The sequence below is a fragment of the Enterobacter sp. CGMCC 5087 genome (genome assembly GCF_003144775.1).
In the GTDB taxonomy this organism is placed as follows: Bacteria; Pseudomonadota; Gammaproteobacteria; order Enterobacterales; family Enterobacteriaceae; genus Enterobacter; species Enterobacter cloacae_M.
Genome location: NZ_QFXN01000066.1, coordinates 59,415 through 78,566 on the forward strand (window position 1 = coordinate 59,415; position 19,152 = coordinate 78,566).

A 19,152-nucleotide genomic window follows, 5' to 3' on the forward strand; every position below is an offset into this window, starting at 1 on the left:
CGCGTTAGCTAAACTTTTCAGCCATTTCGCCCAGAATCTGCTCGCACCAGCTTTGCAGGCGCTCATCGCTGAGATCGTACTGGTTGGTTTCATCCAGCGCGAGTCCTACAAACAATTCGCCGTCGGCGATAATCGGTTTTTTACTGGTAAACTCGTAACCTTCGGTTGGCCAGTAGCCGATAAACGATACTCCTTTCGGCGCCAGCTTGTCATGTAGCATGCCGAGCGCGTCCAGGAACCATTCCCCGTAACCCAGCTGATCCCCCATGCCGTACATGGCAATGATTTTGCCGTCGAGATTGACCGAATCGAGTTGATCCCAGATGGCTTCCCAGTCTTCCTGTATCTCACCAAAATCCCAGGTTGGGATGCCAAGAATCAGGACATCGTACTGTTCCATCAGCGCGACCGCGTCATCTTTCAGGTTATGCAACGTCACCAGTTCCGGGCCAATGATGTCGCGAATTTTCTCTGCCGCCATTTCGGTGTAGCAGGTGCTGGAACCATAGAACAGACCAATATTCATCGCGTAACTATCTCAATACTTGCTTTGACTTTGCGCGTAGTGTACCAGAAACCGGTCGCAATCAGGCATAATGGCCTGACTGCAGAATCAAAGGGGCTGATGTGGAAAAGGATCTCGCACTGATCGAACAGTTTCTCGACGCGCTGTGGCTGGAGAAAAATCTGGCCGAGAATACCCTCAGCGCCTACCGTCGCGATCTCACCATGCTGGTGGAATGGCTTGCGCACCGGGGGTTATCCCTTGCGAGCGCGCAGCGTGACGACCTGCAGGCGCTGCTGGGAGAACGTATCGCAGGGGGCTACAAAGCTACCAGTTCCGCGCGTTTGCTCAGCGCCATGCGTCGGCTGTTCCAGCATCTCTACCGTGAGAAGATTCGTGAAGACGATCCCAGCGCGCTGCTGGCATCCCCTAAGCTTCCGCAGCGGCTGCCGAAAGATCTCAGCGAAGCACAAGTTGAGAGATTATTACAGTCACCGGCTGTTGACCTGCCGCTGGAGTTACGCGATAAAGCCATGCTTGAGCTATTGTATGCTACCGGCTTGCGCGTTTCGGAACTGGTTGGCCTGACGATGAGCGACATCAGCCTGCGTCAGGGCGTGGTGCGCGTCATTGGTAAAGGAAACAAGGAAAGGCTGGTTCCGCTGGGTGAAGAGGCGGTTTACTGGCTGGAAACGTACCTTGAGCATGGTCGTCCGTGGCTGCTCAATGGTACGTCTATCGACGTCCTGTTTCCAAGCCAGCGCGCCCAGCAGATGACGCGGCAAACGTTCTGGCATCGCATCAAGCATTACGCCACACTGGCGGGTATCGACAGTGAAAAGCTTTCGCCGCACGTATTGCGTCACGCCTTCGCGACGCATCTGTTAAACCACGGCGCTGATTTACGCGTGGTGCAGATGCTGCTGGGGCACAGCGATCTTTCCACAACGCAAATTTACACCCATGTCGCGACGGAACGCCTGCGGCAGCTACACCAACAGCACCACCCTCGTGCGTGAGTGCCGACGAATTGTAACAGGATCACATATGAAAAAGTCTTTCGCGCTGTTCACCCTGCTGGCAGCCTCATTTACCGGTTTCGCCCATGCGGACGACGCCGCCATCAAACAGTCGCTCGCTAAGCTTGGCGTCACCGGTAGCGATATTCAGCCTGCACCGGTTGCCGGCATGAAAACGGTGCTGACCAACAGCGGCGTGCTGTACGTCACCGAAGACGGCAAACACATTATTCAGGGGCCAATGTATGACGTGAGCGGCGCGCAGCCGGTGAACGTCACCAACCAGCTGCTGATGAAAAACCTGAACGCGCTCGAAAAAGAGATGATCGTCTATAAAGCGGCGCAGGAAAAACACGTCATTACCGTCTTCACCGACATCACCTGTGGATACTGCCACAAGCTGCATGAAGAGATGAAAGACTACAACGCGCTGGGCATTACCGTGCGTTACCTGGCCTTCCCGCGCGCGGGCGTGCAAAGCCAGCCAGAGCAGGACATGAAGGCGATCTGGTGTGCGAAAGACCGTAACAAAGCGTTTGACGACGCGATGAACGGCAAAGGCGTTAAGCCGGCCTCCTGCGACATTGATATCGCTAATCACTACGCGCTCGGCGTGCAGTTTGGCGTGAGCGGTACGCCTGCGATTGTCCTGAGCAACGGCTATGTCGTTCCGGGCTATCAGGGACCAAAAGAGATGAAAGAGTTCCTCGACGCGCACCAGAAACAGTTTGGTGGTAAATAATCCGCGTGAAAGCCCCAATAAAATTGCGCCGCCGTGAGGCGGTTGAACCCGTTGATTTACCGGACGATCTCCCGGCGCTGCTTAAGCGCCTCTACGCCAGCCGCGGCGTGCGTCGCGCTGAGGATCTTGAACGCAGCGTGAAAGGGATGCTGCCCTGGCAGCAGCTGAGCGGTATCGAAAAAGCCGCTGAGATGCTCTACAACGCTCTTCGTGAAGGAACGCGGATTGTGGTGGTAGGGGATTTCGACGCCGACGGCGCAACCAGCACCGCGCTGAGCGTGCTCAGCCTGCGCGCGCTGGGCTGCGATAACGTCACGTATCTGGTACCGAACCGTTTTGAAGACGGCTATGGCCTCAGCCCGGAAGTGGTCGATCAGGCCCACGCCCGTGGTGCACAGATGATCATGACCGTCGATAACGGGATCTCTTCCCATGCGGGGGTCGATCATGCTCACGCGTTGGGGATCCCGGTGCTGGTCACCGATCACCACCTGCCGGGCGAAACGCTGCCGGATGCGGAAGCGATTATTAACCCCAACCTGCGCGACTGCGATTTCCCATCGAAATCACTTGCAGGCGTGGGCGTAGCGTTTTATCTGATGCTGGCGTTGCGTACCCTGCTGCGCGATAAGGGCTGGTTCGACTCCCGCGGTATTGCCGTACCTAACCTGGCCGAATATCTCGATCTGGTGGCGCTGGGTACCGTCGCGGACGTGGTGCCGCTTGATACTAATAACCGCATTTTGACCTGGCAGGGTCTAAGCCGCATTCGGGCGGGCAAGTGCCGTCCGGGGATCAAGGCGCTGCTGGAGATTGCCAACCGCGATCCGCTCAAGCTGGCGGCAAGCGACCTGGGCTTTGCTCTCGGGCCGCGTCTTAACGCAGCCGGAAGGTTGGACGATATGTCCGTCGGCGTCGCGCTGCTGCTGTGCGACAACATCGGTGAAGCGCGCGTGCTGGCCAACGAGCTGGACGCGCTGAACCAGACCCGTAAAGAGATTGAGCAGGGGATGCAGGCCGAAGCGCTGACCCTGTGCGAAAAGCTTGAACGCAGCGGCGATACGCTGCCGGGCGGCCTGGCGATGTACCATCCCGAGTGGCATCAGGGCGTAGTGGGCATTCTGGCGTCGCGTATTAAAGAACGTTTCCACCGGCCGGTGATCGCGTTCGCTCCCGCGGGTGACGGCACGCTGAAAGGCTCTGGCCGCTCAATCCAGGGGCTGCACATGCGCGATGCGCTGGAGCGTCTCGATACGCTGTATCCGGGTCTGATGATCAAGTTCGGCGGCCATGCGATGGCGGCTGGCCTGTCTCTGGAAGAGGCGAAATTCGACGAGTTTCAGCGTCTGTTTGGTGAGCTTGTCACCGACTGGATTGACCCGGCCCTGCTGCAGGGGGAAGTGGTGTCAGATGGCGAGCTTTCACCGCTTGAGATGACGATGGACGTGGCGCAAATGCTCCGCGATGCCGGTCCGTGGGGGCAGATGTTCCCGGAACCGCTGTTCGACGGGCGTTTCCGTCTGCTGCAGCAGCGTATCGTCGGCGAACGTCATCTGAAAGTGATGGTCGAGCCCGTGGGCGGCGGACCGCTGCTGGACGGCATTGCCTTCAACGTCGATACCTCCATCTGGCCGGACAACGGCGTGCGCGAGGTCGAGCTGGCGTACAAACTGGACATCAACGAGTTTCGCGGTAACCGCACCCTGCAGATCATCATCGACAATATCTGGCCAATTTAGCGGCAGTAATCTCTATAAAAAAGGGCGTGGATTCGGTACAATCCCGCTCTTATCACCGCATTTTGACAAGTCCATAAAAGAAAACAGACCATGTTTGAAATTAATCCGGTAAAAAACCGTATTCAGGACCTCACGGAGCGCTCTGACGTTCTTAGGGGGTATCTTTGACTACGATGCCAAGAAAGAGCGTCTTGAAGAAGTAAACGCCGAGCTGGAACAGCCGGACGTCTGGAACGAACCTGAACGCGCACAGGCGCTGGGTAAAGAGCGTTCCTCTCTCGAAGCTATCGTAGATACGCTGGATCAAATGGCCCAGGGGCTGGAAGATGTTTCCGGTTTACTGGAGCTGGCCGTCGAAGCCGACGACGAAGAAACCTTTAACGAAGCCGTAGCAGAACTCGACGTGCTGGAAGAGAAGCTGGCGCAGCTGGAATTCCGCCGTATGTTCTCCGGCGAATACGACAGCGCTGATTGCTATCTCGATATTCAGGCAGGTTCTGGCGGCACCGAAGCGCAGGACTGGGCCAGCATGCTGACGCGCATGTACCTGCGTTGGGCAGAAGCGCGCGGCTTCAAAACCGAAATTATCGAAGAGTCTGAAGGTGAAGTGGCCGGTATTAAATCCGTGACCATCAAGATCATTGGCGATTACGCCTACGGCTGGCTGCGTACCGAAACCGGCGTTCACCGCCTGGTGCGTAAGAGCCCGTTCGACTCCGGTGGCCGTCGTCATACCTCCTTCAGCTCCGCGTTTGTTTATCCGGAAGTTGATGAAGATATTGATATCGAAATTAACCCGGCGGACCTGCGTATCGACGTTTACCGCGCATCCGGCGCGGGTGGTCAGCACGTTAACCGTACGGAATCAGCGGTGCGTATTACCCACATTCCAACCGGGCTGGTAACACAGTGCCAGAACGACCGTTCCCAGCATAAGAACAAAGACCAGGCCATGAAGCAGATGAAAGCAAAGCTTTATGAGCTGGAGATGCAGAAGAAAAATGCTGAGAAACAGGCGATGGAAGACAACAAGTCCGACATCGGTTGGGGCAGCCAGATCCGTTCTTACGTCCTTGATGACTCCCGCATCAAAGACCTGCGTACCGGGGTTGAAACCCGCAACACGCAGGCGGTGCTGGACGGCAGCCTGGACCAATTTATCGAAGCAAGTTTGAAAGCAGGGTTATGAGGAACCAACATGTCTGAACAACAAGCACAGGGCGCTGACGCGGTAGTCGATCTTAACAACGAACTGAAAACCCGCCGCGAGAAGCTGGCAGCGCTGCGCGAGCAGGGCGTGCCGTTCCCGAACGATTTTCGTCGTGACCATACCTCAGACCAACTGCACGCTGACTTCGACGCTAAAGAGAACGAAGAGCTGGAAGCGCTGAACGTTGAAGTGGCCGTTGCAGGCCGCATGATGACCCGTCGTATCATGGGTAAAGCCTCCTTCGTGACCTTGCAGGACGTTGGCGGCCGTATTCAGCTGTACGTTTCCCGTGACGACCTGCCGGAAGGCATCTACAACGAGCAGTTCAAAAAGTGGGACCTGGGCGATATCCTGGGCGCAAAAGGTAAACTGTTCAAAACCAAAACCGGTGAACTGTCTATCCACTGCACCGAACTGCGTCTGCTGACCAAAGCCCTGCGCCCGCTGCCGGACAAATTCCACGGCCTGCAGGATCAGGAAGCGCGCTATCGTCAGCGCTACCTGGATCTCATCTCTAACGATGAATCCCGTAAGACCTTCAAAATTCGCTCCCAGATCATGGCCGGTATCCGCCAGTTCATGGTGAACCGCGACTTTATGGAAGTGGAAACCCCAATGATGCAGGTGATCCCTGGTGGCGCGTCTGCGCGTCCGTTCATCACCCATCACAACGCCCTGGACCTGGACATGTACCTGCGTATCGCGCCGGAACTGTACCTGAAGCGTCTGGTGGTCGGTGGTTTCGACCGCGTGTTCGAAATCAACCGTAACTTCCGTAACGAAGGTATCTCCGTTCGTCATAACCCAGAGTTCACCATGATGGAACTCTATATGGCGTATGCGGATTACAAAGATCTGATCGAGCTGACCGAATCCCTGTTCCGCACCCTGGCGCAGGACATTCTTGGCACCACGCAGGTTCCTTACGGTGAAGAAGTCTTCGACTTCGGCAAGCCGTTCGAAAAACTGACCATGCGCGAAGCGATCAAGAAATACCGTCCGGAAACCAACATGGCGGACCTGGATAACTTCGATTCTGCGAAAGCGATCGCGGAAAACATCGGTATCAAGGTTGAAAAGAGCTGGGGTCTGGGCCGTATCGTGACCGAGATCTTCGAAGAAGTGGCCGAAGCGCATCTGATTCAGCCGACCTTCATCACCGAGTACCCGGCTGAAGTCTCTCCGCTGGCGCGTCGTAATGACGAGAACCCGGAAATCACCGATCGCTTCGAATTCTTCATCGGTGGCCGCGAAATCGGCAACGGCTTTAGCGAGCTGAACGATGCGGAAGACCAGGCTCAGCGTTTCCAGGATCAGGTTGACGCGAAAGCGGCAGGCGACGACGAAGCGATGTTCTTCGACGAAGACTATGTGACCGCGCTGGAGCACGGTCTGCCGCCAACGGCGGGCCTGGGGATTGGTATCGACCGTATGGTCATGCTGTTCACTAACAGCCACACCATCCGCGACGTGATCCTGTTCCCGGCGATGCGCCCGGTGAAATAAGGCGTTAAGATGTAAAAAAAGCCCCGAAAGGGGCTTTTTTATTGCGCCGCGAAGGCTTTGAGTTTTTCGCGGGCGGTTGTCGCTTCCATGACCATCCACGGGCTAAAGGCCCAGGGCGTCGCGTCCAGCGCGCGGAATAACGCGTCCAGCTCAACCCACTGATAGTCCATCACTTCATCTTCGTTTATCGTCACGTCATTGGTGATGCGGGCCGCGAATACCGGGCAAATTTCGTTTTCCACGATCCCGGACGGGTCGGTTTCCCGATAGCGAAATTCAGGGGCGACGGCGGTGATATCGGTTAGCTCAGCGCCCACTTCAAAGCGGCAGCGGCGGATTATCGCCTGTATCGTCTCTTCGCCGGACTGCGGGTGGCCGCAGACGGAGTTGGTCCAGACGCCGGGCCAGGCTTTTTTGCTTAAGGCGCGCCGGGTGATCAGACATTCGCCGTTTGCGTTAAAAAGCCAGGAGGAGAAAGCCAGATGCAGAGGGGTATGTAAGGTGTGCGCGGCATATTTTTCCTGAGTGCCAATCACCATTCCCTGGTCGTTTACCAAAATAACGTGTTCTTGAATACTCATTCATGCTCCAGTGCCAAAATGCCGAGTGGTTCAGCACCATCAGCCGGATCATTATACTGCATTCTTATACGAACGGTTTGGCGCGTAGAGCGGAAAAGGGCATGACCCCTGTTCGTTTTGGCTGTTATCATAGTGCGCCATTCACGCTGACCGAGGATCTGTTTTGTTTGCAGGAAGCCTGACGAGAAACCCCATCACCGCCATTTTTTGCCTGACGCTGACGCTGACGCTATTGCTGGCGGGCTGTTCAGGGAGCAAATCTTCGGATACGGGAAGCTATTCCGGTTCGGTCTATACCGTTAAGCGCGGGGACACCCTGTATCGAATTTCGCGCGCAACGGGGACCAGCGTGAAGGATCTGGCGCGTCTGAATAATCTCTCTCCACCCTACACCATCGAGGTGGGGCAGAAGTTGAAGGTGAGCGGCGGATCGTCCTCTGGCAAAAAATCCTCTTCGAAAGGTAAAACCGCTAAAGTGACGCCGTCTTATCAGGTGCCGCAATCGTCCTGGCCGCCGGTTGGACAGCGCTGCTGGATCTGGCCGGCTAGCGGTAGAGTGGTCGCCCCTTACTCGCTCTCTGAAGGTGGCAATAAGGGTATTGATATCGCCGCTGCGCGCGGTACGCCGGTTTATGCCTCCGGGGCAGGGAAGGTGGTTTACGTCGGCAACCAGCTGCGCGGCTACGGTAACCTGATCATGATTAAGCATGGTGAAGACTACATCACGGCCTATGCGCACAACGACACGATGCTGGTCAACAACGGGCAAAACGTCAAAGCCGGGCAGAAGATTGCCACCATGGGCAGCACTGGTACGGATACAGTGAAGCTACACTTCCAGATTCGCTATAAGGCGACGGCCATCGACCCGCAGCGTTATCTGCCTGCGCCCGGCAGCAAACCGAAGTGCTAAGTGATTATTTTATCGCCTGTTAGTTGTGAAGAGGCTTGTATGAAGGTGCGTAAGGTCTATAATGCCTTACGCACCTCAAAGCGGGCGTAGTTCAATGGTAGAACGAGAGCTTCCCAAGCTCTATACGAGGGTTCGATTCCCTTCGCCCGCTCCAGCGATTTTTTACACTCAAAATCAGCTAAAAAAGCGTTATGTTTCCGGTGCTTAGAGGGAGGTGCTCTGTAAGCGCTGTTGAGAACCCTCTCGACGTTCTACCTTGGTAACTACCGCGATTTGGTGAGTAGTGATCAGGAAGCTTATCAAAACGCTGGCGGTCGTTCCAGTGTCTTACCGTGATAGTCCAACAAGAAAACAAAGCCTTTCACTAAGGCAGTAATCCATTCCTGAAACTTTTAACCGTTCCACACTTAGCGCGGTGCCCCGTAACAGCCTGTCGTGATGACACGCCACGGATAAACGAGCAAATGTTGGGAAGCCTAACCAGTCCGGAAAAGGGGCTGGCTCTGCCGTGGTGTTCACCGAGCCATAAATGATCGGTACTCGATAAGAGAGCGGTTAACTGACAATTCTGATGATATGCCTTCGGCGCTTAATGTTGGTATGCGCAACACGGCGCTAAGTGGCTTCTATTGATTAATTATTTTGGTAATATAATCATCCCAAAACCTACAACTAATAAATATATAGGAATTAAGCTCAATGGCTGGGGACTCATCACTAGTATGGCAGGTATTTGCAACTATTATAGGAGTGTCGCTACAGGCGGCTATCGCTATTCTTGGCTGGCGCTATGCTGCGAAAAATACTCGAGATACTCTCGATATTCAAGAGCTTGTATCGAATCGAACCACAGCATCATTTATCGCAGAAAAACGCCAAAAATGGATTGATGAGTTACGTTCTGATATGGCTATACATATTGCGCAATCTCAAGAAATAGTGTGGAAATGGCAGGCTATAAAAGATACTACCTCTGAACGTGTTGAGGTTTTGCTAAATGCTGCTTTTGAGGGGAACATTGAAAAAATCAAAGATGAAAAGAAGATAGAAGCTAAAAGAAATGAAATAGTGCAGAAGATGCTTGATGATTTCTCAAAAGAAAATGGCGCTAGAGATCGAGAACACCAAGAAAGACATATACGTATAAAATTTAGATTAAATCCTAAAGAGCATAACGATCTTCGGGATTTACTTGATAAGATTAGAAAAAAAGTACTAAGTGCTCAGGGTGCTACACCTGGGGTTATAATTTCAAATATAAACAATGAGTTAGGTTTTCTTCTGGATTCCGCAACTATCTTGACTCAAGGTATCCTTAAAAAAGAGTGGCAGCGTCTGAAGCAAGAAGTTGCTTATCCTGAATCTTTGATCGCGAACATCCCGAAACCCAGGATAACTAATCAGGATCATCACTAGAGAACGTTTTCACACTGGCATAATGTTTACCGTCCCGGGTAATTGTGAAGCTATATATAGAATTTTCGTAGCGGCAAAGTGTTTTTCCGTTGGCGGTTTCGGTCTGTTCTGTCAGTTGAAGCGTGATTCTCCCCGCATGAGTCGCCAGCGGCAGCAGGTGCCACAACACATAGTAAAACTTTCTTCATTTCCTCAACCTGCCCCGTGGGTGTCCCGTCTCTTTATCCTCACATTTTACATTCTCCTGCTGAAAATATCCCCGGTTCTATTACAGATTCGCTGAGTGGAACTATTAGCTACCTAATAATTTCATTAGATCTGCATGAAATATCCTAGTGTTGCCACTGCGTTACACTACTTTGCTTGCGTTGCAATTTGCCTCGCTTTATTACAACAGGAGAAACGCTGTCTTTCTGTAGTAAAAAGCCTTGGTATATTGCTTAATAAGTTCCTCTGCTTGTTATGGAAATAATCACAAAGGTTATTTAACAATCAATAACAACATGCGCAACAAGTATTAGACCTAAGTGAAACTACGTTTCATAACAGAAGGTTATGCGGTAAAGTGGTGAGCGTTAATCTTCAATAAATCTTAGGCAGGGAATGTTATGGCTGGTGTATTGGCAAACACAGCAGCAGTGGTAGGGATTTTTGATAAGGCGGTTAGTATCACTCAGAAGCTGGCGAATAACAGTGATAACCTGGGGCACGCTTAACTTGAGTTAGATAACCTGTTTTTTGAACTTGCTAATGCCAAGATCGAAGCCGTAACAATGCAAACTCTTGGGACTGACTCCGCCTCAGATCTTCGTTTTTACTCGCCAAACGAATTCTCCTGATTAAAAAATGACTTATATCGCCGACCTCGGCTTCTCTGCATTCCTGTATCCCGTCGACCCGGTAAGCGAAGCGTCACCGGGCCATGACAGATTAATATTGACTCATCACCCTTTCGGGAACACCCAAACATGCTTCTCAGGCAGCGAAAGATGGCAGTGCTGCGGATCCCGAACCTCATGCCCATACGCACGAATAACAAAATCATCTCCGACCGTGCGGAACAGGTACTCCCAGCGGTCGCCGAGATACATGCTGGTGAGTAGCGGCAGCTCAAGCTGATTTTCCCCCGGTCCCTCGACCACCGCCACGCGCTCGACGCGGATCACCGCCGTGGCGTCATCACCGCTCTGCACCCCTTCACCGGCCTGGCCCCACAGCACCCAGCCTTTGCCTTCGATACGCGCTTTGCCTTCGCGCACTTCGGTAACCTTGCCGTGCAGGCGGTTGTTGCTGCCCATAAACTCAGCGGTAAACAGCGTTTTCGGCGAGCCGTACATCTCCTGCGGCGTGCCCTGTTGCTCAATTTTGCCGTTGTTGAGCAGCAGGATGCGGTCGGAAATGGACATCGCCTCGTTCTGGTCGTGCGTCACCATCAGCGCCGATAGCCCGAGCTTGATAATCAACTCGCGCAGGAACACGCGGGCCTCTTCGCGCAGCTTGGCGTCGAGGTTGGAAAGCGGCTCGTCCAGCAAAATCACCGGCGGGTTGTAGACCAGCGCCCGGCCAATCGCCACGCGCTGCTGCTGCCCGCCGGAGAGCTGGTGCGGGTGACGTTTGCCAAGATGCCCCAGACCAAGCTGGTCCAGCACGTCCTGCACGCGCTGCTGGATCTCTTTGGCCGGGACTTTGCGCAGCTTGAGCGGATAGGCCACGTTTTCAAACACGGTTTTGTGCGGCCACAGGGCATAGGACTGGAATACCAGCCCCAGGTTACGCTCTTCCGCCGGGACCTCGCTGCGCGGCGTACCGTCGTAAACTTTATTTTTGCCAATGACAATCGACCCCTGCGTCGGTTTTTCCAGACCCGCAACGGCGCGCAGCAGGGTGGTTTTACCGCTACCGGAGGGGCCTAAAAGGGAGACCACTTCGCCGCGCTTCAGGTTCATGGAGACACCTTTTAAAACAGGATTGTCGCCGTAGGTTAAGTGCAGATCGTCAACCGCTAATTCAATCATGTATTTTCACTCCGAAACGAAGGGCAATGCCCAGACCTACCACGACCAGCAGGATGTTAATGAAAGAGAGCGCCGCCACGATATCGATGGCACCCGCGGCCCAGAGGGAAACCAGCATCGAGCCGATGGTCTCCGTGCCGGGTGAAAGTAGGTACACACCCGTTGAGTATTCGCGCTCAAAGATCAGGAACATCAGCAGCCACGAACCGATAAGACCGTAGCGGGAGAGCGGGATGGTGACGTGGCGGGTGATCTGCCCGCGCGTCGCCCCGGTGCTGCGCGCCGCTTCCTCAAGCTCCGGCCCAACCTGCAGCAGCGTGGAAGAGATCAGCCTCAGTCCGTAAGCCATCCACACCACGGTATAGGCCAGCCAGACGCTGAAAATGGTGCTGCGCAGCGAACGCAGCCAGACGATGACGTTTTCGCGCATCCAGTCGGTCCAGGCGAACCCGGAAAGCCAGCCGGATTTCAGCGAATTATCCAGCCACATCGGCAGGAACAGGAACACCCACAGGAACGCCAGACCCGCCAGCAGGCCAGGCACGGCGCGCGGCACCAGCACGCTGTAGTCCAGAAAACGCGTGGTGTTGTCCGGCTTGCGGTGCATGGCAATGCCGACAAACAGGTAGCACACCACGGCCAGCGCGCCGCCAATGACGCCAATCGCCATGGAGTTAACGATGGCGCGCAGCAGGTTAGGCTGCGCCCAGATGGTGCGGAAGGTGTTCAGAGAAAGCTCGTCCCACAGCGAAACGCCCACGCCCCAGTTGGAGATAAACGCGCGCAATACCACGCCGAGCAGCGGAACGCCGATGGTGACGGTGAGCCAGAAAGCAATCACTCCGCCAGCCACCCAGCGCCATTTACCCAGCGGCAGCGCGCGGGCCTGCGAAGCCTTACCCTTCATGGTGACGAAGCGGTTGGCGGTGCGCATCAGGCGACGCTGGAGCATCACCAGCGGGATGGTGATGCAGATCAGCACCACGGCAACCGCCGCCATCAGGTTATAGGATGGGGTGCCCATCTTGTTTGTCAGTTTATAGAGATAGGTCGCCAGCACCATGTTGCCTTCCGGGTCGCCGAGGACCAGCATCAGGCCGAACACTTCCAGCCCGAGGAAGAACAGCAGCACGGTGGCGTACAGAATGGACGGGCGCACCATCGGCAGGCTGACGGAGGTCATCACCTGCCAGGGCGACGCGCCCGCGGTGCGCGCGGCTTCTTCCACATCCGAGCCCACGCTGCGCAGCGCTGACGAGATATACAGATAGGCGTGCGGGACGTGCGTCAGGCCGGCAATGACCACAATGCTCGACATGTCGTAAATATTCCACGGCACAAAGCCAATCAGCGCCTGAGCCCACTGGGAGAGAAAACCCACCGGACCGGCGGCCACCACGTAGCCGAAGCCCAGCACCATCGGTGAAACGAAAATCGGGACCAGGATAAGCGGCTCAATCAACCGGCGGCCGGGCAGGTCGGTACGCACCATCAGAAACGCCAGCACGCCGCCCAGCGGAATGGAGATAAAGACCAGCCCGAAAGCAAGAATAAAGCCGCTTTTCAGGGCCTTATAAAAATCAGGGTCGGTGAAAATAAACTCAAATGATTCAAAGCTCCACTCTTTTGACGGCGAAAAGAACGGGGCGGACAGGAAGCTCTGTATCACGATAAACGACAGCGGCGTGTAGATAACCAGGGCGGTTATCAGCACGACGATGCCTCGCGGCAGGCTTTGCCACTTTCTGCGTAATGTATTCATGGGGTATCCCTGGTGTTGCAGCCCAGAAAAACGAACTCAGTCGATAAGGGAGCGCGGCGGCCTGCGCCGCGCTCAGACGCTTATTTACCGGCGGCGGTACGCCACTCTTTGATGTACTCCAGGCGTTTTTTCGGCTGCAGATATTCCAGCAGCGTTTCATCAACCGGAATTGGCTTCAGCGCGTTGCCGAGAATTTTGGTCAGGCCGTCGATATCATTTTTCCCTTCGATATCGTTACGAATGGAGGGAATATCCGCCTGACTGGCCAGAATGTTTTGCCCCTGTTCAGACAGCACATAGTCCAGCCACAGCTTCGCGGCGTTGCTGTTTTGCGATTGCTGGCTGATGAACGACACGCGAGACAGCACCAGGGTGTAATCTTTTGGATAGGAAATGCCGAGCGAAGGATCGTTCTTCGCGCGCGCTTCCGCGTAGGAACCGAGGATGTTGAAGCCGATCAGGTTTTCACCGGAGGAGACGCGCTCCATCATGGTGCCGGTAGAGGACTGCACCGACAGGCCCCCTTTGGCGACGTCGGCCAGGGTTTTGAAGTAATTAGGATCGGCGTTGTGATCCTGAACCGAGAGCATAAAGCCCAGACCCGATTTTTCGATGTCGTAGGTGGTGACTTTGCCCTTGAATTTGTCCGTCTGGCTGGCAATCAGCTTCGCCAGCGCGGCGTGAGAATCCGGCACGTCGCCGGCCGGGATCAGGCGCTTGTTGTAGATAAAGACCACCGGCTCATAGGTGGTGCCGTAAGCCTTATCTTTCCAGACCGCCCATTTCGGCAGCTGGCTTTGCTCCGGCGATTTATACTCCATGGCGTAGTCGGTGGCGAGCTTCAGGCCTGTGTCCATAGAGGAGCTCCAGACCACGTCGCCGCTCACGCCGCCGGAGGCCTGTTCGCTGATGAAACGGTTGTACAGCTCGGTGCTGTTCATGTCGTTGTATTCGACTTTAATGCCCGGGTAGGTTTTTTCGAAGCCCTGGATCAGCGGCCCGGCGGCCTTGATGTCGGTGGTGGAGTAAATAACAACTTTGCCCTCTTTCGTTGCGGCATCAACAACTTTTTGATACTCAGCAGGATACCCCTGCGGCAGGGCAGACAGTGCAGAAGCAGAGAACAGTACAGTAGCGGTAAGCAGAGAAATTCGGAACGTGTTCGACATTATAGTTAACCTTTTAGTTACATTTGAGGAACTAATTGTCAACATAGCGTATCGGGCTCCACCCACAAGAGGGTGAAGCGGGCAATGATTCCGAAGTGTGATTGTCGCCGTCGTTTCAGCAATTAACACCATAAAATCCGCGAACGTTAGCCCGTGAACGGTTCTGGATTACGGTTTATCGGGCGCTTTGCGGTATAACCTTCGCGGATGACCAATATTGCCATACAGCATTTCGATGCTGATTAACCCGCTCTCCACGCAGTATTCAAGGTAGCGACGCCCCGTGGTTTTGCTGATCCCCACGTTTTCCACCACCTCTTCAACCGACATCGCATCGTCGGGATGCTCGGCGAACAGGCGTTTAATCCGTTCCAGCGTTTGGGGTTCAATGCCCTTCGTCGACGGCGTAATGGAGGCTTCCGCGGCGGGCAGATTAAACAGGCGATCCAGCGCATGCTGATCGACCACCTTCACCTGCTGCACGGTGTGGATAAAACGCATAAACCGCTCCAGCGAGGCGTGCAGGCGCTGGAAAAAGACGGGCTTAATGAGGTAGTCAAACGCGCCGCTGCGCATGGCGTGGCTGCAGGTCTGCATATCGCTGGCGGCGGTGATGAAAATCACCGAGCATTCGTAGCTTTTCAGCAGCGGATTATCGATGAGCTCCACGCCTTTACCGTCCGGGAGATAGTTGTCCAGCAGGATAAGCCGAGGCTGATGTTGACGAATCAGGCTGCATGCCTGCTCAATCGACGCGGCGATGCCCACCACGCGCAAATGGAAATTCTGCTCGATATACTCGCGATGCAGCTCCGCCAGGTGCGGCTCATCTTCAACTATCACAACGTCAAGTGGTCGGGTGGTGCTCATGCTTTAGCCCTGTTGATCGGGGAGTAGAATAGGTATAAACACAGAAAAAATCGTGCCCTGCGGCGTGTTGTCGGCAATCTCAATGCTGCCGCCGGCCTTGTCGATATATCCTGCCACCAGGAACAGGCCAATACCGTGCTCGGTGCCCACAATGTCGTTTTCGCTGTCCGGCTTGCTGCTGAACCCCTGGCGGAAAATGTGCGGCTTCAACGCATCGTCCACCCCGCAGCCCCGGTCGGCCACCTCAATCAGCAGCTCCTGGTTACGGTCAGAAATGTAGAGTTCTACCGGCGCGTGAACCGGGGCGTTGAGTGTCGCCTCCACGGCGTTATCCAGCAGGTTACCAATAATGGACATCAGCTCCGTTTCACTCAGCGCGGCAGGCATGCGGGTGAGCTGGCAGGCGGGGTCAAACAGCAGCTCGATGCCTTTTTCGCGCGCGCTGACATATTTTCCGAGCAGCAGCCCGCACAGCGCCGGGGAGACAAAATGGGCTGAGACAAAGTCCAGCACGCGCTGCGCGCCCTCTGACTGCACCTGAATGTAACGGATGGCCTCGTCATAGTGTTTCATCTGCAGTAACCCGACGAGAGTGGCGGTCCAGTTCAGCTGTTCGTGGCGCATAATGCGCAGGTTATCCGCATAGCGTTTGATCTGACTGAGCTGGCTGCTGAGCGTGTTAATGTCGTTTTTGTCGCGAAAGCTGTAGACCCAACCGCTTTCAACGCCCGGTTCGACCTCAATGGCTACCCGGTTGACGATCACCTCGCGCTGGTTCAGCACCGCAATCTGGTCGTGGCTCCCGCTGCTCACCGAGGCGTAGCGCTGGGATAAAAATCCCGGCGCCGTCTGCAGAATGTCCTCCAGCGGTTTACCGATAAGTTCTTTCTCATTTTGCCGAATATCCAGCATTTCGCGTGCCGCGCGGTTAATTAAAATCAGCTGCTTCTCGCTATTAACGGCAAATACGCCTTCGTACATGGCTTCTAATAGGGCGCGCTGCTGCAAGACCAGCTGAGCGATATCTTTCGGCTCCAGCCGGAACATCTGTTTTTTTAAATTGCGGGTAAACAGCCAGGAGAAAATAAACAGCAGCAGCAGAAGCGCAGCGCCGTACAGCCCGGACTGCCAGAGAATGCGGGCATTAATATTAGCAATATAGGAGGTCAGATAGCCGACCGAGACAATACCAATCACCTGATGCCGCGCGTTGAAGATGGGCGCTTTACTGCGTAGTGACACGCCAATCCCGCCCTGACGCACGGAAATAATGGTTTTGCCCTTTAATACCTCCGCATTATCCCCGCCGATCATCGGTAAATTAATCCGCTCCGGGGATTCCGAATGATAGAGGTGCTGCTCCTCGGTATCGCCAATCACAATGTAGCTGGCATCGCTTTCGGCGCGCAGCGGCTGAATTAACCGGGCGATGCCGGGGATATCTCTGGCCGCGACCATGGCCGCCAGACCCGGCATCAGCGCAATCTGGCTGGCCTGAACCCGGGCACGCTGGCCGAGATCGTGATGGAGCTGTCGGTCAATAAAATGGAACAGGATTGTTCCCAGCAGAACTAACAGCAGGCAGGAGAAGCACACCAGCGCTAAAAACAGCTTTACCTGAAAAGAGAGTCTGCGTTTCATTCAACCTGCGGAAGTTATGTAAAAGTGACATTTGCCGAGCCTGACATGGGCCAATAGCGGACGCAATCTGGCGAGAAAAGAGTTGTGACCTGGCTTTTCGTTTTCGGCGTTATACCCTAAATAATTCGAGTTGCGGGAAGGCGGCAAGGGAACGAATCCCCGGGAGCGTACATAAGTACGTGACTGGGGTGAGTGAGTGCAGCCAACGCACCTGCAGCTTGAAGTATGACGGGTATATAGCCATCAGGATCCCGTAAGGCTATGCTTCATTCAGCACGATAATAATTACAGAGGCAATGTCATGGATAAAGAACTACTGGATGCGGGTTACCGGGCCTATACCGGCGAGAAAATTGATGTTTACTTCAATACCGGGATCTGCAAACACTCAGGTAACTGCGTGCGTGGGAGCGCAAAGCTGTTTAATCTGAAACGTAAGCCGTGGATCATTCCCGATGAAGTGGACGTTGAAACGGTTGTACGCGTGATTGATACCTGCCCGAGCGGTGCGCTGAAGTATCGCCAAAAATAAGCGAGGAACCATGGATATTCTGGAAGGCCATAACAAGTTTTACGTGAATGATGCGAACGGCAATCAGGTCGCGGAGATTGTCTTTGTACCGACCGGCGAGCACCTGAGCATTATCGAGCACACCGACGTGGATGAGAGCCTGAAAGGGCAGGGCGTCGGTAAACAGCTGGTGGCGAAAGTGGTGGAGAAGATGCGCGGCGAGAATCGCAAAATTATTCCGCTGTGCCCGTTCGCGAAGCATGAGTTTGATAAAACGCGCGAATATGACGATATTCGGGCGTAAATAACACCGGCGATGGCCGGTGTTTTTTTATCTTACCTGCTCAAACAGCAATACCATCGCGATCAGCACCATTATCCCTCCAGATGCCATGCTCACCAGACGCGCCGCCTGTGGCCGGGTCGCCAGTACCGCTTTCGAACCATACCCCACCAGCAGATAGACCAGCGTACAGGTGATAAGGTGCATCACGCCAAGCGCGGACATCTGCTTCGCTATCGACCAGCTTCCGGTCGGGTCGGTGAACTGCGGAAGCAGCGCCAGGAAAAGTAAAAATACTTTCGGGTTAAGACCGCTAATGCAGAGCCCTTTCACCGCCCACTGCCTCCAGTTTCCCTCATGATGGGGGGCCTTTTCCGGTGCGGCAGGGTGACGCAACAGTCCGATGCCAAGCCACAGGAGATACGCGGCCCCCGCGACGGTCAGCCCGGTTAACGCCATCGGGTGTTGAGCAATCACTACGCCCACGCCAGCCACCACAATCAGCGTGGCTAACAGATGCCCGGACATTAACCCCATCACCGCCGGTACCACGCGTCGCCCGTTAATCCCAGCGCTAATGGCGTAGGCCCAGTCGGCGCCTGGCGTCATGATAAGCAGAAACGAAACCACCCAAAAGCCGGCCACAATACTCATTTCCATCGTCCTGAAGACTCCCGCAGTGCGTCAAACGTTGCGAAAAAGAATATCGCTAACCCTGCGAAATAGGCTTTCAATGTTATGCTCATAACACGGTGAAATTGAGAAAATCTTCCAAATGGACAGCATCGATCGAAAAATTCTTGCGGCGCTCCAGTCTGATGGACGCCTGTCGCTTACCGAGCTGGCTGAGCGGGTCAATCTGAGCCTCTCGCCCTGCCATCGTCGCGTGCGGGCGCTGGAGCAAAGCGGGGCCATAATGGGATACCGTGCCAGCCTGGATCCCGCCAAAATGGGGTTTAACTTCCTGGCAATCGTCTTTGCGACGCTGAAAGAAGGGGACCGAAAGGCGGTTAGCGCGTTTGAAGAGGCGGTGGAGGAGATCCCGCAGATCGTGCTGGCGCAGCGTCTCTTTGGCGATCCCGATTATCTGATGCACGTTGTGACCCGCGACCTCTCCGCTTTCCAGAAGCTCTATGACGAGAAGCTTTCCGCCATGCCTGGCGTGCAGCATCTTCGCTCAACGCTTGTCATGAAAACGGTGGTGCAGGACAGACCTTTTCCGCTGGACGTTACGGGACGAGACTGAATGACATGCCCGGCAGAGCGCCGG

At 54.8% G+C, this 19,152-nt stretch carries 18 protein-coding genes and 1 tRNA gene; 11 read left to right on the forward strand and 8 right to left on the reverse strand.

The features are described from left to right. Positions 1–4: 4 nt before the first annotated feature. Positions 5–526, reverse strand: coding sequence for a flavodoxin FldB (gene fldB, locus DEO48_RS05795; protein ID WP_023309099.1), 522 nt, complete (start codon positions 524–526; stop codon positions 5–7). 101 nt (positions 527–627) lie between these two features. Between fldB and xerD the strand changes: the two genes are divergently transcribed. From xerD to lysS, 5 genes are all read left to right on the forward strand, one after another. Further along, complete coding sequence (gene xerD, locus DEO48_RS05800; RefSeq protein WP_023309098.1) at positions 628–1,524, forward strand: site-specific tyrosine recombinase XerD; 897 nt, start codon at positions 628–630, stop codon at positions 1,522–1,524. Between the two features lie 28 nt (positions 1,525–1,552). Beyond that, on the forward strand, positions 1,553–2,266 hold the full coding sequence (gene dsbC / locus DEO48_RS05805; RefSeq protein ID WP_029740340.1) for a bifunctional protein-disulfide isomerase/oxidoreductase DsbC: 714 nt from the start codon (positions 1,553–1,555) through the stop codon (positions 2,264–2,266). Positions 2,267–2,271: 5 nt separating this feature from the next. Then, positions 2,272–4,005, forward strand: coding sequence for a single-stranded-DNA-specific exonuclease RecJ (gene recJ, locus DEO48_RS05810; RefSeq protein WP_109844606.1), 1,734 nt, complete (start codon positions 2,272–2,274; stop codon positions 4,003–4,005). 90 nt (positions 4,006–4,095) lie between these two features. Beyond that, positions 4,096–5,194, forward strand: a protein-coding gene (gene prfB, locus DEO48_RS05815) for a peptide chain release factor 2 (RefSeq protein WP_096059326.1) whose coding sequence is annotated in 2 segments (ribosomal slippage) — positions 4,096–4,170 and positions 4,172–5,194 — 1,098 coding nt in all. Because the reading frame shifts where the segments join, the coding sequence is not laid out codon by codon here. Positions 5,195–5,203: 9 nt separating this feature from the next. Next, positions 5,204–6,721 (forward strand): lysine--tRNA ligase, encoded by a 1,518-nt coding sequence (lysS, locus tag DEO48_RS05820; RefSeq protein WP_109844607.1) that lies wholly within the window; start codon positions 5,204–5,206, stop codon positions 6,719–6,721. A gap of 38 nt (positions 6,722–6,759) precedes the next feature. Here the strand turns inward: lysS and idi are convergent, their stop codons facing one another. Continuing rightward, positions 6,760–7,302, reverse strand: a complete 543-nt coding sequence (gene idi, locus DEO48_RS05825; protein ID WP_023309093.1) for an isopentenyl-diphosphate Delta-isomerase — start codon at positions 7,300–7,302, stop codon at positions 6,760–6,762. Between the two features lie 178 nt (positions 7,303–7,480). Between idi and actS the strand changes: the two genes are divergently transcribed. The 3 genes from actS (at position 7,481) to DEO48_RS05840 (ending at position 9,631) form a co-directional block, all read left to right on the forward strand. Then, on the forward strand, positions 7,481–8,215 hold the full coding sequence (gene actS, locus DEO48_RS05830; RefSeq protein WP_109844636.1) for an amidase activator ActS: 735 nt from the start codon (positions 7,481–7,483) through the stop codon (positions 8,213–8,215). Positions 8,216–8,295: 80 nt separating this feature from the next. After that, a tRNA-Gly gene (locus tag DEO48_RS05835) sits at positions 8,296–8,369 on the forward strand. A 545-nt stretch (positions 8,370–8,914) separates the two neighbouring features. After that, entirely contained in the window at positions 8,915–9,631 is a 717-nt protein-coding gene (locus DEO48_RS05840; protein WP_109844608.1) for a hypothetical protein, read from the forward strand. A gap of 944 nt (positions 9,632–10,575) precedes the next feature. Here DEO48_RS05840 and DEO48_RS05850 read toward each other — a convergent pair. From DEO48_RS05850 to DEO48_RS05870, 5 genes are all read right to left on the reverse strand, one after another. Continuing rightward, positions 10,576–11,646: an ABC transporter ATP-binding protein gene (locus tag DEO48_RS05850; RefSeq protein WP_109844610.1), complete on the reverse strand. Its 1,071-nt coding sequence runs from the start codon at positions 11,644–11,646 to the stop codon at positions 10,576–10,578. Further along, positions 11,639–13,408, reverse strand: a complete 1,770-nt coding sequence (locus DEO48_RS05855; RefSeq protein WP_023309073.1) for an iron ABC transporter permease — start codon at positions 13,406–13,408, stop codon at positions 11,639–11,641. The genes DEO48_RS05850 and DEO48_RS05855 overlap by 8 nt, the downstream gene beginning before the upstream one ends. 80 nt (positions 13,409–13,488) lie before the next feature. Beyond that, entirely contained in the window at positions 13,489–14,577 is a 1,089-nt protein-coding gene (locus tag DEO48_RS05860; RefSeq protein WP_047173547.1) for an ABC transporter substrate-binding protein, read from the reverse strand. A gap of 168 nt (positions 14,578–14,745) precedes the next feature. Further along, entirely contained in the window at positions 14,746–15,447 is a 702-nt protein-coding gene (locus tag DEO48_RS05865) for a response regulator (protein WP_063439902.1), read from the reverse strand. Positions 15,448–15,450: 3 nt separating this feature from the next. After that, complete coding sequence (locus DEO48_RS05870) at positions 15,451–17,088, reverse strand: sensor histidine kinase (protein ID WP_109844611.1); 1,638 nt, start codon at positions 17,086–17,088, stop codon at positions 15,451–15,453. 301 nt (positions 17,089–17,389) lie between these two features. Here DEO48_RS05870 and yjdI point away from each other — a divergent pair, with 301 nt between their 5' ends. Next, positions 17,390–17,620: a 4Fe-4S mono-cluster protein YjdI gene (gene yjdI, locus DEO48_RS05875; RefSeq protein WP_008499689.1), complete on the forward strand. Its 231-nt coding sequence runs from the start codon at positions 17,390–17,392 to the stop codon at positions 17,618–17,620. 10 nt (positions 17,621–17,630) lie between these two features. Beyond that, a complete protein-coding gene (locus DEO48_RS05880; protein WP_008499687.1) occupies positions 17,631–17,903 on the forward strand; it encodes a GNAT family N-acetyltransferase in 273 nt (90 codons plus the stop codon). 27 nt (positions 17,904–17,930) lie between these two features. Here the strand turns inward: DEO48_RS05880 and DEO48_RS05885 are convergent, their stop codons facing one another. Beyond that, positions 17,931–18,542, reverse strand: coding sequence for a LysE family translocator (locus DEO48_RS05885; protein ID WP_109844612.1), 612 nt, complete (start codon positions 18,540–18,542; stop codon positions 17,931–17,933). A gap of 115 nt (positions 18,543–18,657) precedes the next feature. Here DEO48_RS05885 and DEO48_RS05890 point away from each other — a divergent pair, with 115 nt between their 5' ends. Further along, entirely contained in the window at positions 18,658–19,128 is a 471-nt protein-coding gene (locus DEO48_RS05890; RefSeq protein ID WP_109844613.1) for an Lrp/AsnC family transcriptional regulator, read from the forward strand. The last annotated feature ends 24 nt before the right edge of the window (positions 19,129–19,152 follow it).

Excerpts from the sequence above, each read along its gene's own strand:
- fldB (WP_023309099.1), bottom strand. The coding sequence starts at position 526 with ATGAATATTGGTCTGTTCTATGGTTCCAGCACCTGCTACACCGAAATG.
- dsbC (WP_029740340.1), top strand. The coding sequence starts at position 1,553 with ATGAAAAAGTCTTTCGCGCTGTTCACCCTGCTGGCAGCCTCATTTACC.
- lysS (WP_109844607.1), top strand. The coding sequence starts at position 5,204 with ATGTCTGAACAACAAGCACAGGGCGCTGACGCGGTAGTCGATCTTAAC.
- idi (WP_023309093.1), bottom strand. The coding sequence starts at position 7,302 with ATGAGTATTCAAGAACACGTTATTTTGGTAAACGACCAGGGAATGGTG.
- DEO48_RS05840 (WP_109844608.1), top strand. The coding sequence starts at position 8,915 with ATGGCTGGGGACTCATCACTAGTATGGCAGGTATTTGCAACTATTATA.
- DEO48_RS05850 (WP_109844610.1), bottom strand. The coding sequence starts at position 11,646 with ATGATTGAATTAGCGGTTGACGATCTGCACTTAACCTACGGCGACAAT.
- DEO48_RS05855 (WP_023309073.1), bottom strand. The coding sequence starts at position 13,408 with ATGAATACATTACGCAGAAAGTGGCAAAGCCTGCCGCGAGGCATCGTC.
- DEO48_RS05860 (WP_047173547.1), bottom strand. The coding sequence starts at position 14,577 with ATGTCGAACACGTTCCGAATTTCTCTGCTTACCGCTACTGTACTGTTC.
- DEO48_RS05865 (WP_063439902.1), bottom strand. The coding sequence starts at position 15,447 with ATGAGCACCACCCGACCACTTGACGTTGTGATAGTTGAAGATGAGCCG.
- DEO48_RS05870 (WP_109844611.1), bottom strand. The coding sequence starts at position 17,088 with ATGAAACGCAGACTCTCTTTTCAGGTAAAGCTGTTTTTAGCGCTGGTG.
- yjdI (WP_008499689.1), top strand. The coding sequence starts at position 17,390 with ATGGATAAAGAACTACTGGATGCGGGTTACCGGGCCTATACCGGCGAG.
- DEO48_RS05880 (WP_008499687.1), top strand. The coding sequence starts at position 17,631 with ATGGATATTCTGGAAGGCCATAACAAGTTTTACGTGAATGATGCGAAC.
- DEO48_RS05885 (WP_109844612.1), bottom strand. The coding sequence starts at position 18,542 with ATGGAAATGAGTATTGTGGCCGGCTTTTGGGTGGTTTCGTTTCTGCTT.
- DEO48_RS05890 (WP_109844613.1), top strand. The coding sequence starts at position 18,658 with ATGGACAGCATCGATCGAAAAATTCTTGCGGCGCTCCAGTCTGATGGA.